This window comes from Dactylosporangium darangshiense (assembly GCF_039537565.1).
GTDB lineage: Bacteria > Actinomycetota > Actinomycetes > Mycobacteriales > Micromonosporaceae > Dactylosporangium > Dactylosporangium darangshiense.
In genome coordinates this window covers 67516-80690 of sequence record NZ_BAABAT010000044.1, presented here as the reverse complement: position 1 = coordinate 80690, position 13175 = coordinate 67516, and the positions used below count along the sequence as shown (strand labels likewise).

12 protein-coding genes are annotated in these 13175 nt (G+C 72.0%); 2 read left to right on the top strand and 10 right to left on the bottom strand.

The window, feature by feature from the left end; all coding sequences use genetic code 11:
• Nucleotides 1-15 precede the first annotated feature (15 nt).
• Nucleotides 16-390, bottom strand: coding sequence for a hypothetical protein (locus ABD901_RS46335; RefSeq protein WP_345138120.1), 375 nt, complete (start codon nt 388-390; stop codon nt 16-18).
• Nucleotides 387-563, bottom strand: coding sequence for a hypothetical protein (locus tag ABD901_RS46330; RefSeq protein ID WP_345138119.1), 177 nt, complete (start codon nt 561-563; stop codon nt 387-389). Before ABD901_RS46330 ends, ABD901_RS46335 begins: the two co-directional genes overlap by 4 nt.
• Before the next feature lie 84 nt (nt 564-647).
• On the opposite strand from ABD901_RS46330, the gene ABD901_RS46325 reads away from it, so the two are divergent.
• Nucleotides 648-1652, top strand: a complete 1005-nt coding sequence (locus ABD901_RS46325; RefSeq protein ID WP_345138116.1) for an ATP-dependent DNA ligase — start codon at nt 648-650, stop codon at nt 1650-1652.
• Nucleotides 1653-2040: 388 nt separating this feature from the next.
• On the opposite strand, the gene ABD901_RS46320 is transcribed toward ABD901_RS46325, so the two are convergent.
• The gene (locus ABD901_RS46320; RefSeq protein WP_345138114.1) at nt 2041-2784 is read right to left on the bottom strand and encodes an SDR family oxidoreductase; all 744 of its coding nucleotides are present in this window, start codon (nt 2782-2784) and stop codon (nt 2041-2043) included.
• A gap of 105 nt (nt 2785-2889) precedes the next feature.
• Between ABD901_RS46320 and ABD901_RS46315 the strand changes: the two genes are divergently transcribed.
• Nucleotides 2890-3717: a helix-turn-helix transcriptional regulator gene (locus tag ABD901_RS46315; protein WP_345138112.1), complete on the top strand. Its 828-nt coding sequence runs from the start codon at nt 2890-2892 to the stop codon at nt 3715-3717.
• A gap of 146 nt (nt 3718-3863) precedes the next feature.
• Here ABD901_RS46315 and ABD901_RS46310 read toward each other — a convergent pair whose 3' ends face one another.
• Genes ABD901_RS46310 through ABD901_RS46280 form a run of 7 tightly spaced genes read right to left on the bottom strand, consistent with a single transcriptional unit; the run spans nt 3864 to nt 12934 of the window.
• Nucleotides 3864-4607, bottom strand: coding sequence for an FHA domain-containing protein (locus tag ABD901_RS46310; RefSeq protein ID WP_345138110.1), 744 nt, complete (start codon nt 4605-4607; stop codon nt 3864-3866).
• A gap of 13 nt (nt 4608-4620) precedes the next feature.
• Nucleotides 4621-5907 carry a VWA domain-containing protein gene (locus tag ABD901_RS46305; RefSeq protein WP_345138108.1) on the bottom strand — a complete coding sequence of 429 codons (1287 nt, stop codon included), beginning with the start codon at nt 5905-5907 and terminating at the stop codon, nt 4621-4623.
• A complete protein-coding gene (locus ABD901_RS46300; protein WP_345138107.1) occupies nt 5904-6989 on the bottom strand; it encodes a PP2C family protein-serine/threonine phosphatase in 1086 nt (361 codons plus the stop codon). The genes ABD901_RS46305 and ABD901_RS46300 overlap by 4 nt, the downstream gene beginning before the upstream one ends.
• Nucleotides 6989-9424, bottom strand: coding sequence for a serine/threonine-protein kinase (locus tag ABD901_RS46295; RefSeq protein ID WP_345138106.1), 2436 nt, complete (start codon nt 9422-9424; stop codon nt 6989-6991). Before ABD901_RS46295 ends, ABD901_RS46300 begins: the two co-directional genes overlap by 1 nt.
• On the bottom strand, nt 9421-10614 hold the full coding sequence (locus ABD901_RS46290) for a serine/threonine-protein kinase (protein WP_345138104.1): 1194 nt from the start codon (nt 10612-10614) through the stop codon (nt 9421-9423). The genes ABD901_RS46295 and ABD901_RS46290 overlap by 4 nt, the downstream gene beginning before the upstream one ends.
• Nucleotides 10615-10634: 20 nt before the next feature.
• Nucleotides 10635-11609 (bottom strand): glutamate ABC transporter substrate-binding protein, encoded by a 975-nt coding sequence (locus tag ABD901_RS46285; protein WP_345138103.1) that lies wholly within the window; start codon nt 11607-11609, stop codon nt 10635-10637.
• On the bottom strand, nt 11606-12934 hold the full coding sequence (locus ABD901_RS46280; RefSeq protein WP_345138099.1) for a hypothetical protein: 1329 nt from the start codon (nt 12932-12934) through the stop codon (nt 11606-11608). Before ABD901_RS46280 ends, ABD901_RS46285 begins: the two co-directional genes overlap by 4 nt.
• Between the last annotated feature and the right edge of the window lie 241 nt (nt 12935-13175).

Genomic DNA, 13175 nt, shown 5'->3' with positions numbered 1-13175 from the left:
CAGAGCCGGCGGGGATCAGCCCTCGATCTCCACCGTATCGATCCCGTCCCCGTAAACGTCCGGGTCGCAGGTCGCCGCATACCAGGCGCTGCCCTCCACGGCGAGCAGCGCCGAACAGGCCCGGCCCAGCCTGCCCAGCAGTGCCGTGCCGGCACCCAGCCTGGTCCAGTCGTAGCCGTTCAACTCGATGACCTTCACCCAGTCGTGCGCGACCAGCAGCCGCAGCCGGTCCTCGTCGGCGCCTTCAGCAGCAGCCTCGATCAGGCACACGACGGGCACGAGGGCGTACTGCTCCTCGTCGCCGATGTCCTGCAGCAGCTCACCGACGTGCACCGATTCGCGCGTGTACGCGATGACAGCGGATGTGTCGAGGACCGCCGTGTAGATCACGCGTTGTTGAGCCGGGCGAGGAAATGCGCGCCGGCGCTCTTCCCGCTGCTCGGGGGCCAGCGGTTCGCGAGCTCGTCGATCCGCTCCCGCATCCGGGCGCGGCCGGCGGCGGTGATGAGCACGTCGCGCTCGTCCAGGTAGTCGCCGCGGGTGTCGGGCTGCTGGTCGGTCATGGGACTGCGGTACGTGTTTCGGGGGACCGGCACCATCACCGGGGTAGCGTAATCAGTGTTTCCGCTGCTCACGGGGGTGCTGTCATGCGGCCACCTGTCGAGCCGATGCATGCCGTCGCCGCCACGGAGCTGCCCGCCGGCGCCGTGTACGAGCCGAAGTGGGACGGCTGGCGCTGCCTCGCCTTCGTCCAGCCCGACCGGGTCGCCCTCCAGTCCCGGCACGGCCGCAACCTGTCCCCGTACTTCCCTGACATCACCCGTCTCCTCCGTGGGCTGCCCGCCGGAGTCGTCCTCGACGGGGAGCTCGTCATCTGGGATCCGCAGCGCGGCCGAACCAACTTCGTCGCCCTGCAGCGCCGCGTCACCGCCGGGCGCAGGCTGCTGCTCGAGGCCCGCGACCGGCCAGCCCACTACGTTGCGTTCGATGTGCTCGCCGACCAGGCCGGGACGCTGGTCGACCTGCCGTTGCACGTCCGCCGCGCCCGGCTCGAGCAGCTCCTCGCTGGCGCGCCGCCGCAGCTACAGCTGTGCCCGCAGACGACCGACGTTGATGAAGCCCAGGCGTGGGCGGTCGACTGGGAAGCCGCCGGCGTCGAGGGTGTCATCGCGAAAGACCCGGACGGCCGCTACCGCCCTGGCGACCGGCCTGGCCGGCCCGGCTGGGTGAAGGTGAAGACCAGGTCGACGACGGAGGCGATCGTCGCCGGGGTCACCGGCAGCCTGTCGGCGCCCGGCGTGCTGCTCCTCGGCCGGTACGACGCTGCCGGCCGGCTCCGGTATGTCGGGCAGACCGTGCCGCTCGGCGACGTCGGGCGTGATCTCGGCCCAGGCTTCGTCCGGTATGTCGCCCAGCGCCGTGGTGAGGAGATCCGCACACCGTGGCCGCAGCCGCTGCCGGCCGCCTGGTCTGGCCAGCTGGGGGAGCGGCGTCCGCTGCCGTACATCCCGGTGCAGCCGACCGTGGTGGTCGAGGTGGAGGTCGACGTGGCGTTCGACGAGCCGGTCGGCCGGTGGCGGCACCGGGCCCGGTACGTGCGAGTCCGGGCCGACCTGTCGGTGTATGACGTGCGGCGAGCTGCCGGGTTCTGAGACTTGAGCGGCTTCTACGACTCCAGAGCGGCCCTGGCCGCCGCCACAAATTCTGCATTCTTCTTCCACGAGTGGTTTTGTTCGCGAGTTCGGGTGCCAAATGTCGCTGAGTTTGGGCACCACCGAGATCTCACCGATCACGATGTTTGTGAGTTTCGACGCCACCGTCGGTGCGATGGCAACGTGTCTGCCGTCGAACCGGCGCTTCGCTCACACATAGTGACGAGCGGTGGGAAGCCAGGCGAGCGTTGTCTGCGGCCATGAGCGGACACCTTGATCCCGGTTCGTTCACCCCGGATTGATGTTCCTTGGTCCTGGTGGGTCGATGACTGCGGAGCGAGCTTCATCCGGGTCTGGGGCCGGGGCGTTCGTCAGGGTCGCGCCGGGATCAGCGGCCGGGGAGGCCGGCCAGCGCCTTCGAGCGTTGGGCGACCAACTCGGCATAGGTGCCGTCGCGCTCGGCCCAGCGGTGCATCAGCACGCCCTTGACCAGGATCTCGTGCGGGGTGGGCTGCTCGGACAGCAGGCCCATCACCTCGTCGAGGTAGTCGTTGAGGTCCAGGGCGTGCGGGTTGCTGCTCGCGATGTCCGGGCGGCTGGCCACGGCCGGCGGCACCAGTTCGGCGACCTCGACGCCGGTGCCGGCGAGCTGAGCGCGGAGGGCCTCCGAGTAGGCGTGCACGGCCGCCTTGGACGCGCCGTACGTCGGCGCGATCGGGAACGGCAGGAAGGCGATGCCCGAGCTGACCGTGATGATCGTGCCGGCGCCGCGCTCGATGAGGTGCGGGGTGAACGCGTCGATCACCCGGATGGTACCGAGCACGTTCGTCGCAATGGTGGTCTCGGCGCTGGCGAAGTGCGCCGGGTCGCGGAGATCCTCCATGAGCATGACGCCGGACATCGTGACCACGGCGTCCAGGTCCGGGTGGTCGGCCAGCACCCGGTCGCGGGCCCGCAGCACCGACTCGGGGTCGGTGACATCGACCTCGACGGTGGCGAGGCCGTCGACCGGGTTGTTGCGGCGCCCGCCGATGATGACGGTGCTGCCGGCGGCGGCGAAGCGGCGGGCCAGGCCCAGCCCGATGCCGGAGGTGCCGCCGACCATGAAAACGGTGCGATTCGTGATGTCCATGTGATCCACACTGCAGCCGGATCGCCACGGCTGGGCAGGCTCCGCTGATCCAGGGGTGCGGCAGGACCCCCCTTCCGGCCACCGGCCCGGGCTATCGTGATCTTCGTGGGCGGTGACGACGCGACCAATCGGCTCGGGGCGTACCTGCGGGCCCGGCGCGAGCTGATCACGCCGGAACGGGCGGGTATCCCGGCCGGCGCCAATCGCCGGGTCAAGGGCCTGCGCCGCGAGGAGGTGGCGCTGCTGGCCGGCATCAGCCCCGACTACTACCTGCGGCTGGAGCGGGGCCGCGACAAGAACCCGTCGCCGCAGGTCCTCGAGGCGCTGGCCCGGGTCCTCGAGCTGGACGACGTCGAGCGCGAATACCTGCTCGGCCTCAGCACCGCCCGGCCACGCGCCCGCCCGCGCCGCCGCCCACCGGAACGGGTCCCGGCCCGGCTGCACCACCTGCTGGCCGCCATCGACGTGCCGGCCTTCATCGAGGGCCGTTCGTTCGACGTGCTGGCCTCGAACCCGCTGGCCGTGGCGCTGTCCCCGCGCCTGCGACCGGGCGAGAACCGGCTGCGCTCGCTGCTGCTCGACCCCGAGGAGCGGGCGTTCCACCAGGACTGGGAGGCGTCCACCGCCGGGTTCGTCGCCGCCTTCCGCAAGTCCGTCGGTGACGAGACCGACGACGCCCGCATCGTCGAGCTGGTCGGCGAGCTCTCCCTGGCCAGCGAGCGCTTCCGGCGGCTCTGGGCCCGCCACGACGTCAGCGAACTGGAGGGCGGCTCGATCACTGTGAACCATCCGGTGGTCGGCACGCTGCGGCTGAACCGGGACAAGCTGCCGGTCGGCGAGGTGATCCTGGTGCTCTACTACCCTGACCAGGGCTCCGAGAGCGCAGAGAAGCTGCGCATCCTGGCCTCGCTGACCACCGACTCAACGGTCTGACCCGCGACGGACAGGCCTGGCCGAGTGCAAGCACACACCGGGTGCGATGAGTTCTGGCACGGGAGAGGCGACCTCGCGGTTGGTGGCCCCCTTGCCGACGATGCGGACGATCTGCGCCGCCGGAAAGGTGCCAGCCAACCGGCACGCTACGAGGTGATCGTCAACGTGGTCCAGGCGCCGAGGTGGATTTGATCGCCCTGCTTGACCGGCGTCGGCACGTTGGGCTTGAGCGGGTCGGTGCTGTCGTTGAGGTAGGTGCCGTTGGACGAGCCGAGGTCGACCACGGTCCATGCGCCGTCGGACGTGGACATCAGCACCGCGTGTGCGTGCGAGACGCCGACGTCCTCGGGCGGGCCGGTGAGGTCGATGTTCGGCTCGATGCCCCGCGAGCGGCTACGACGGCCGATGAGCAACTGCTGGCCCTCGGCCAGTGTGAAGCGGCGTTCCGGACAGAAGACCGGGAACGCGACGCTCTCTGCGTCGGGAGCGTCGACGGCGGCCATGCGCTCGTGGTAGGCCCGGTCGGCGGCCACGACGAGGCGCAGGACGCCGTTCGCCGAGGGCGTCGGCGTGGGCGTCGACGTGCCGGTGACCGCCGTCTGCGAGATCCCGTCGGGCTGTGGCGTGCTCGTCGTGCTGTCTGGCGCCGGCTTCTGCGCTGGCGGGGTCTGCGCCTCGAAGTCGAAGCCGTCGACCTCGCAGAAGCGACCGCTGCGCGGGCTACCGCAGTCTGGGCACTCCTGGCCGCCGGCCGCGGGCGCCGGCCACCCGACGCTCGCGGGCGTGACCTCCGCGATGGGCGCCGGCAGCATCGGGGCGTTGATCGGCGTGCCGCACTCGTCGCAGTAGTCGGTCGCGACCGAGCTGTGCCCCCGTGGACAGGTTGCCATCGTCTGCGCCTCCTCAGCTGCCCTTGACGCGGATGGTCTTGACCGAACGGACGTTGGCCAGCTCGGCATCGACGCCGGCCACCTTCTGCTTGAGCCTGACGGTACCGCTGGGCGCGTCGATGACGTCGACCACCTTGCCGAGCAGCTTGGCGGTGTCGCTGTGGCCGGATTCCTCGGCGAGCTGCACCGCGCGGCCCAGCTTCGCGGTGGCGGTCTCGACGTCGCCGGCGTCGCGGGCGGCGAGGCCCTGCTGGATCGCGTCGGCGAGCTCGGCCTGGCCGGTGTAGTGCGCGACGCGTCCGTTGATCTGGGTGGACAGGGCCGTCTCGTCGGTCCAGTTGGCCAGGACCAGGGACTGGCTGAGCACCTGGTCGCCGGTGACGAGGCTGACGCGGCCGGCGAGCATCTCCTCGCCGACGGCGTTGGCGGGCACCTGGATGGACACGTGGTATTCACGGTGCTCCGCGCCCCACGAACCGGTCGGGTAGTCGCCGATGCGGGCGCTCACGTCGGCGCGGCGGCCGGTGAGGTCTTCTACGTGGGGGAAGACCTGTTTGACGAACCGGATCGTCGCGCCGGCCGGTGTCCACAGCCGAAGCGTCGCCTCGGCGACGGACTTGCCCATCGCCGTCTCGGTCATTGCCCGGAAGTCGGCGACCAGCTCGCCGGGGTCGGGCAGGCCGTCGGCGCTGCCGAGCAGCGCGGAGGCGACGGTGCGCAGCTCCGAGCCGCTCCAGTCGGCGCCGACGCCGCGGGTGTCGCAGACGAACCGGCCCTGGCAGGCGCGCAACACCATGGCGAGCTGCTCGGCCGTCTCGTGCTGGTTCTGCCCGTCGGTCAGCATGATCGCGTGCTTGACCTCGGCCGTGCTCGGCGCGAAGAGGTGGTTGGCCATGGTGAGCCAGGTGCCGATCGCGGTGCCGCCGCTGGCCTGGAGCCGGTGCACCGCGTTCTTGGCCTGCCCGCGGGTCTGCCGGTTGGCCGGCACCAGGCTGACCGTTGACGGGAAGACCATGTCCGCGTTGCCGCGGCCGGCCACGATCGCGAACGCGACGCCGTCGCGTAGCGCGTCGATCGCCGCCGCGGTGGCCTTCTTGGCCTCCTGCATCTTCGTGGCCGGGCTGTTCATCGACCCCGAGCAGTCGATCATGATGACCTGCGCGGCGCTGGGCGGTCCGCCGGCCGCGGCGAGGCCGGTGCCGGCGGCGGTCACGTCGAGTACTGCGTCGACGACGGTGCCGCCGGCGGGCAGGAAGCGGTTCTGGTGGACCTCGACGGTGAATGCGGGTTGGTCGGTCATGTTCTCGATCCTTCGCTTGGATCTTCTTCGCCGGCAGGTACCGCGGTGACGGCTGCGGCGGTGACGGTGTCCGGGTCGGCGGGCTCGATCGGGTACGGCGCCAGCACCACGGTGACGTTGTCGTGGCCGCCCTCGTCGAGCGCGAGCTGCGTCAGGTACTGCGCGCCGGCCAGCGGCGGTCCCTTGGCGGCGGCGACGGCGGCAGCCAGGTCGGTGACGACGGGGTGGTACCGGAAGAGCCCGTCGCTGCAGACCAGCACCCGTCCAGGCGTGTCGGGGGCGATTGTGCGCAGGTGGGGGTCGGTGTCGGTGGCGTCGGAGCCGAGCCAGCGTACGAGCGAGGCGGCGTGCGGGTTCTCGTCGATCGTCTTGCCGCTGACGCCCCGGGCGGCGAGGGAGTTGCGTAGCGAGTCGTCGACGGTCAGCAGGCTCGGTTCGCCCTCGCCGTCGGGCAGCCAGTAGGCGCGGCTGTCGCCGACCCAGCCGATGGTGATCGCGTCGGCGGTGACCACGGCGCTGACGAAGGTGCAGCTGGGCGGGTTGGGTCCGGGATGGGAACCGGCCACCACCGTCGCGGCGGCCTGGGCGGCGCGGGTCGCCGCGATGATCGAGGCGTCGCGGTCGTCGCCGTCGGCGAGGCCGTCGAGCAGCGCCGCGATTGCGGCGTCGGCGGCCGCATGGGAGGCGGTGTCGGGCCGGCTGGACGACGAGACGCCGTCGCACACCACGATGGCGACTGCGCCGTCGAGGACACCGATCGCGACGGCGTCCTCGTTTCGGTGGTGGCGGCTGCCGATGTCGGTGACGGCGGCGACCACGCCGAGGTCGAGCTCGGTGTGGTTGCGCGCGGTCGGCCGGCGCTGCCCGCACTCGTCGCAGAAGCCGTCGGGGCTGAAGCTGCGGCCGTGGCAGGCGGGGCAGGCGGCGGCGATCTCGGTCGCGGTCAGCCACCGGACCGAGGAGGTGCGCGGCCTGTCCTGCACCGCGGACGCGGGTGTGTCCAGGTCGTGGCCGCATGCCTCGCAGAAGCGGTCGCCCGGCCGCACCGGCTCGCCGCAGTCCGGGCAGCTGGTCGGCGCCATCAGAACGCCGTCCGGGGGCGTACGGCGTTGGCCTGGTCGACGAGGGCGTAGCGAGCGATCGGGTCCGACTCGTCCGCGGCGAGCGACCGGTAGGCCTGTTCGAGGCCGAACCGTACCTCCCGTTCGGTGAAGGCCTGGCCGAGCAGCCGGCCGGTGACGGCGACGGCCGGCGCGGAGCGCCCGGCGACGCCCGGGCTCTTGTCAACGCCGAGCCAGTCCAGCGCCGCGTGGAACATCTCGACGGCGAGCGTCGCCCGCCGCTGCTTGTCGAGCTTCAGCTTTTCGAGGCGGTTCGAGGAGTCGACGAAGTCGGTGGGGGTGAGCGGTCCGCTCTCGGTGTGCAGCGCGGCGCGTACCGCGGCGATCTGCGCGGCGACGTGGTGGGTGGAGATGTCGGGCACTTCGTCGAGGACTGCGACGGCTCCGGCCCGGTCGCCGGCGGCGAGCCGCATCCGGGCCACGCCGAATGCGGCGCTGACGAAGTTGTGGTCGACGCTCCAGACCCGCTGGTAGCGCCAGTCGGCCCAGGCGCGGTCGCCGGCCAGCTCGTTGGCGGCGGCCAGGGCGAGCTGCGCGGCCGGCTCGCCGGGCAGCGTGTCGAAGACCCTGTCGAAGGCGGCCTCCGCTCGCTTCGGCGCTGCGGAGGCGAGCGCGATCAGGCCCTCGGACCAGTCGCGGCGCCAGTCGCCGGCGTCGGCGAGGTCGCGCAGCTCACGCTCGGCGCCAGCGAGGTCACCGGCCTCGACCAGGGCCCTGATCAGTTGCAGCGTGACCTCGATGGTGCGGATCGGTGCGCCGCGGAGCGCGGCGATGGTCGCGCCGATGTCCGCGGTGTTGAGCGTGGCGAGGAAGCCGGCCGCCTGGTCGATCGGGTCGACCAGGGGCAGCGGCAGGCTGACCGCCACAGCCGCGCCGGTGAGCGGCTCCGTCCCGCCGGTGGTGCCGAAGGCCCGGTGCTCCGGGGTGAACTGCGTCGAGTTCTCCGGCCGCGGCACGCCGTCGGAGGAGGAGAGGATCTCGCGCAGCACACCGCGGGTCTGGTCGGCCATCTCGCCGGCGGAGGAGAACCGGCGCGTCCGGTCCTGGTCGGTCGCCCGGCGCAGCAGCCGGTAGTAGGACTCCTGCCCGCGCAGGAGCTCGACGTCGTCGGGGCTGGGCAGGCTGTGGGCGTACTTGCCGGAGAATCCGCTGAAGTCGAAGCTCAGTACCGCGAGCGTCCGGCCTACCGTGTAGATGTCCGAGCCGATCGACGCGCCGGCCTGGGCCAGCTCGGGCGCCTGGTAGCCGGGCGTACCCCACAACGGCGAGACCTGGTCGTCGATCCGGCGGACCGCGCCGAGGTCGATGAGCTTGAGCCGTTCCTCCGTGTGGATCACGTTGTCGGGCTTGAAGTCGCAGAAGAGCAGGCCGCGATCGTGGATGTACCCGATCGCGTTGAGGACCTCGATGCCGTAGGAGAGCACGTGCTCCAGCGGCAGCGGGACCCGCCGGCCGTCGGGGCTGAGATGCTCCAGGGCGAGGTCCTTGAGGGACTTGCCGCCCACGTATTCCATGACGATGTACCCGATCATCTCCCCGGTCCTGCTGTCGGGATGCTCGGCGATGTCATGGATCTTGACGATGTTCGGGTGGTCGATCTCGACCAGGAACCGCCGCTCGGCCATGGCCGCCTCGAGCGCGTCCTGGTCGCCGGTGTTGATGAGGCCCTTGAGCACGACCCAGCGGTCGGCGCCGGACTCGCTGATGTTGCGGTCGCGAGCCAGGTAGATCCAGCCGAGACCGCCGTGCGCGAGGGCGCCGAGGATCTCGTACCGGCGAGCGACGCGCTCACCGGGCTGCAGGTGGGGCGTGAACGAGTACGGTGTGCGGTCGCGCGGGCAGAAGCCGTCGGTGCGGCCGGGCTTGCCGTCGCGGCCGCGCCCCACCGGCTCGCCGCAGGTGCTGCAGAAGCGCTGCGACTCGGGCACGCTGGCATTGCTCTTGATAGCGGTCGCCGGGTCGCGCAGCGGCACCGGCGGCATGGCGACATAGCCCGCCCCGAGGCGCCCGCGGCTGCTGGCCGACCTGCCCCGGCGGCCTCCGGTCGAGGTGCCGGTGGAGTGACCGCCGAGCGCACCAGAGGTCTGGGCGGCGCTGGCCACCGGGACGGGGCCGGGCCGGGCCGCGGCGGTGCGGGCGGGATCGGGCCGGGCGGCGGCGGTGCGGGCGGGATCCGGCCGGGCGGCGGCGGTGCGGGCGGGATCCGGCCGGGCGGCGGCGGTGCGGGCAGGGTCGGGCCCGGAGAACCCGGCCGACCTGGTCCGCGTCGCGGGCGACGGGGCGACCGGCGGCTGGCCGGAGACCCCGCTCGTGCGGGCCGCCTGCTTGTGGCCGCACTCGTCGCAGTAGCCGTCGGCCGCGTACGTGCCGGTGCATCCGGTCCTGGTACACCTCATGCCTGCTCCTCCAACAGCGTGTTCAAAGTCCGCTGGTAGGCCACCGTCGCGCGGGTGGCGCCCCGCAGGTCGCACGGCGCGGTGAACAGCAGCGCGTGCGCATCGTCGTAGCGGGTGCTGAGCTCGCTGTGTTCGCCGAGCCCCCTACTCGCGGCCTTCGCCCGGTAGGCGTCAAGCCGGCCGCGCAGCTCGTCGCGGCGCGCGATCAGCCCGTTGGCGTTGTCGCGCAGCTCGGCGGCGCGCTCCTTGGCCCGCGCGGCGTCCTGTTCGGCCGCGGCGAGGCCGTCGGCGAGCCAGCCCCAGCCGGCGCCCCGGCCGAGCTGGTCGAGCCCTTCGGCGGTCGCGTGCAGGGCGGCGCCGGAGGAGGGCGGGGCCGGCAGGCCGGGCGCGAGGATCTTCTCGGTGACCCGCGCGAAGGTGTCCGCGGTCTCCCGCTCGGCGGCAACCACCTCGTCGGCGAGGCGGCGCAGCGCCGCGACCCGCTGCGGGTACGAGTCCCGCAGCCGCGCCATGTCAGCGAGCCGCCGGCGGACCACGTCGACGGCCGCGGCGACGTCGCGCACCGCTGTGTCGGCGTGGGCGGCGAACCGGCCGCCGGGGGCCGCGGCGATCGGGTCCGCGAGCAAGGCCTGGTGTACGTCGGCGAAGCGCGCGGCGGCCGGCTCGACATCGGCGGGCACGCCGAGCTCGGCGGCCAGGGCCGTCGCCGCGTCGAGCGCCTCGCCGACCGGCCCCAGCCGGCTCGCCACCGCGGTCCAGGCCGCGTCGAGCTCGGAGAGGAACGCGGCCGCCGCGGCGCAGCGCCGCTCGAGCTGCTGCGCCAGGTCCCACAGCCGTATCCAGGTCGCCGGCGGCGAGCTGCCGTCGGCCGGCATGCCGGCGCCGTTGAGGCCGATGGCCGGCTCCTGCAGCAGGATGCCCAGCTCGGTCCACTGCGGATCCCCGGGCCGGTTGGCGTTGCGGATGGTGCGCGCCTGCTCCAGCGCCTCGTTGAGCACGGTGAAATGCGCCCACAGCTGGTCGACCTCGCAGCTCAGCGTCTGCCACCTGGTCGCGGTGGCCCCAGTGAGGCCGCCGCCGCGCAGGAAGTCCAGCGCCGGGTTGCTGTCAAGGGCGAACATCGCGGCGGCGATCCGGTCGTAGCCGGCGCCGAGACCGGCGAGCACCTGGTCGGCCGCGTCGCGACTCATCGACGGCACGTCCATCCGCATCAGTCCCGGTAGCCAGCCGGCGGCGGGTTCGGGGCGGCCGCCTTCAACTGCCTGGTGTAGATCGCCTGCCACGTGCCGTCGGAACGGATGCGCTCCAGCGTGCCGTTGACGAACCGCAGCAGGTCGTTGGCGCTCTTGTTGACCGCGATGCCGTACGGCTCGTCGGTGAACTTGTCACCGACCAGCTTCACGTTCGGGTCCTGTGCGGCGAGGCCCTGCAGGATCGTGTCATCGGTGGAGATGGCCGCAACCTGTCCCTGCTGCAACAGCACCAGGCAGTCGGTCCAGTCCGGCACCGAGACCGGGACCGGCTTGGATGCCGCGGCGGCGATGTTGCGGATCGAGGTGCTGCCGTCGGCCGCGCAGACGTTCTTGCCGCCGAGGTCGGCGATGCCGGTTGCGGTGGAGTCCTTGGGTACGAGAACCCGCTGGCCGGCCTCGAAGTAGACGCTGGAGAAATCGACCTGCTGCAGCCGTTCGCAGTTGATGGTCATGGTCTCGGCGACCAGGTCGACCTGCTTGTTCAGGATCGCGGGGATCCGCTGTGCGGAGGTGATCGCGGTGAACTGGATCGCGTTGCGGTCACCGAAGAGGTCGAAGGCGACCTCGCGGAGGATATCGACGTCGAATCCGACGATCTGCCCGCTGGCGGGGTCGCGGTATCCGAACAGGTAGGTGTTCTGGTCGACGCCCACCACCAGCCGCCCCCGCGACTTGATCGCCGACAGGGTCGGTCCGGCCGCCGGGTTGCCCGACACGGGACGCAGGCTGGAATGGCGCACGTCACAGTTGTTCTGCGAGCCGGCCGCGGCGCTCGGGATCTCCGCCGGGTTCTTGACCCCGACAGGCTGTGCCGGCGCGAAGGACGGCGCCGGCGCCGTGGCCTTGTCGGTGGTGCCGGCACAGGCGGCGAGCAGCGACAGCAGGACCGCCCCGGCCAGGGCTCGGGTGACCCGCATCCGTGTTGTCGTCATCGGTACTCCGCGATCCGTTGCTGGTAGCCGAGGGCGATCCCGGCGAGCAGCACGATGGTCAGGAAGACGCCGCCGCCGGTCTGGCCGCCGAACGCGCCGGCGGCGTCGGCGCCGCGCTTGTCCGACACCGCGCCCGTCGAGCGGATCGCCGAGGCGAGCACACCGTCGAGCCGGTTGAAGATCGTCGCGGCGCTGTCGGTTTCGCCGCCGATGGCGAGCTTCACCGCACCCGGGAAGTCACCGCCGTCGTCAGCCGCGCGCAGCTTCTTGTGTACCGCGAGCCAGGCATTGACGTCGGATATCCCGCTGTCCACCACGGTGCGTACCGAGCCGTCGGTGGCTGCCGCCCTGGCGCGGTTGAGCAGGCCAGAACTGTTGTCGCCGTTGACCAGCGTGCCGAGTTGCACGACATAGTCCTTCTCGAACGCGGCCCCGCTGCCGCGCGCCACCAGGGTCAGCGCCTCGTCGGCGCGGGCCGTCAGCGCGGCGATGCGGGCCTTGGCCAGCAACTCCACCTGCCGAGAGCCCTCGCGGTTGGCCGCGCTGATGTGCTGAGCGACCACAGCCCAGCCGACCCCGTTCCACACGACCATGACGACCGCGACGAGCGTCGCGGCAAGCAGACCGACGTTGAAGGTCCGGTGGGTCTGCCGGCTCAGCTGCCGCGCGGCCCGGACCAGCCCCGCAACGAGGCCGATGCCGAGCAGCAGCGCCAGCCACGGCAGGGAGGCCGCGTCATCGCGCTCGTGCTGCAAAGCGGTCGCCTCGCTGTCGTAAAGCCGCTGGGCCGCCACCAGAAGCTGCCCGCGCATCAGCCCAGACGCCTCGCGCAGATAGGCCGACCCGACCGGATAGCCCTGCCGGTTGTAGCTGCGGGCCGTCTCGACCAGGCCGGTGTAGACCGGCAGCTGCGCCGAGATCTGCTCGATCGCCGCCTTGTCGCTGGCGCCACCGTTGGCCACGGCGGCGAGCGCAGCGGTCGCCGCGGCGACGTCCGACTGGTACCGGTTGCGAAGCTCGGCAGGCTCGACCCCGCTGGACAGGAACGCGATCGCGGCGGTGGCGTCGGCGTCGGAGAGCGCCCGGTAGAGCTCCTGCGCCTGCACGGCGAGCTCGCCGCTGCCGGTGCGCGCGCCACCGGCCGAGGACGAGCGCTGTGACGAACCGATCACCCAAGCGATGCCGGCCAGGAGACCGACCAGCAGCAACACCAGCATGACGACCACCATGCGCCCCGGCGTGCTGCGGATCCTGGCGGTGACACTATTGACCTCGCCGCGCCGGATCGGCGGTCGAACATGCGCGGGCGCGGTCAGCTGAGCCATTTCGGCCTCATAGTCGGTGGCCTTCCCCTGTGCGGGCTCGTGCAACAAACCGTAGCTGGGATGGTCAAGTGGCGATTGCCGGCGGCGCCCCGATGCACAGCGTTGAGGATCAACGGGCCGGGCGGGTGCCTTCGGGGTGCGCGTGTTGTTCAGCAGTCCGTGGGCATTTGGCTGTCGTGGTCGGCAAGACCCGCGCACCATCGGCGGCATGAGCGGCGCGGACAGCAACCGCGACGCGATC

Coding starts and splice junctions, on each gene's coding strand:
- ABD901_RS46320 (WP_345138114.1), bottom strand. CDS start 2,784: ATGGACATCACGAATCGCACCGTTTTCATGGTCGGCGGCACCTCCGGC.
- ABD901_RS46300 (WP_345138107.1), bottom strand. CDS start 6,989: ATGGCGCCGACCAGCTGCCCGGACTGCGGCGAGCCGGTGCGGCCGGGC.
- ABD901_RS46310 (WP_345138110.1), bottom strand. CDS start 4,607: ATGGCAACCTGTCCACGGGGGCACAGCTCGGTCGCGACCGACTACTGC.
- ABD901_RS46280 (WP_345138099.1), bottom strand. CDS start 12,934: ATGGCTCAGCTGACCGCGCCCGCGCATGTTCGACCGCCGATCCGGCGC.
- ABD901_RS46295 (WP_345138106.1), bottom strand. CDS start 9,424: ATGAGGTGTACCAGGACCGGATGCACCGGCACGTACGCGGCCGACGGC.
- ABD901_RS46325 (WP_345138116.1), top strand. CDS start 648: ATGCGGCCACCTGTCGAGCCGATGCATGCCGTCGCCGCCACGGAGCTG.
- ABD901_RS46285 (WP_345138103.1), bottom strand. CDS start 11,609: ATGACGACAACACGGATGCGGGTCACCCGAGCCCTGGCCGGGGCGGTC.
- ABD901_RS46290 (WP_345138104.1), bottom strand. CDS start 10,614: ATGAGTCGCGACGCGGCCGACCAGGTGCTCGCCGGTCTCGGCGCCGGC.
- ABD901_RS46305 (WP_345138108.1), bottom strand. CDS start 5,907: ATGACCGACCAACCCGCATTCACCGTCGAGGTCCACCAGAACCGCTTC.
- ABD901_RS46330 (WP_345138119.1), bottom strand. CDS start 563: ATGACCGACCAGCAGCCCGACACCCGCGGCGACTACCTGGACGAGCGC.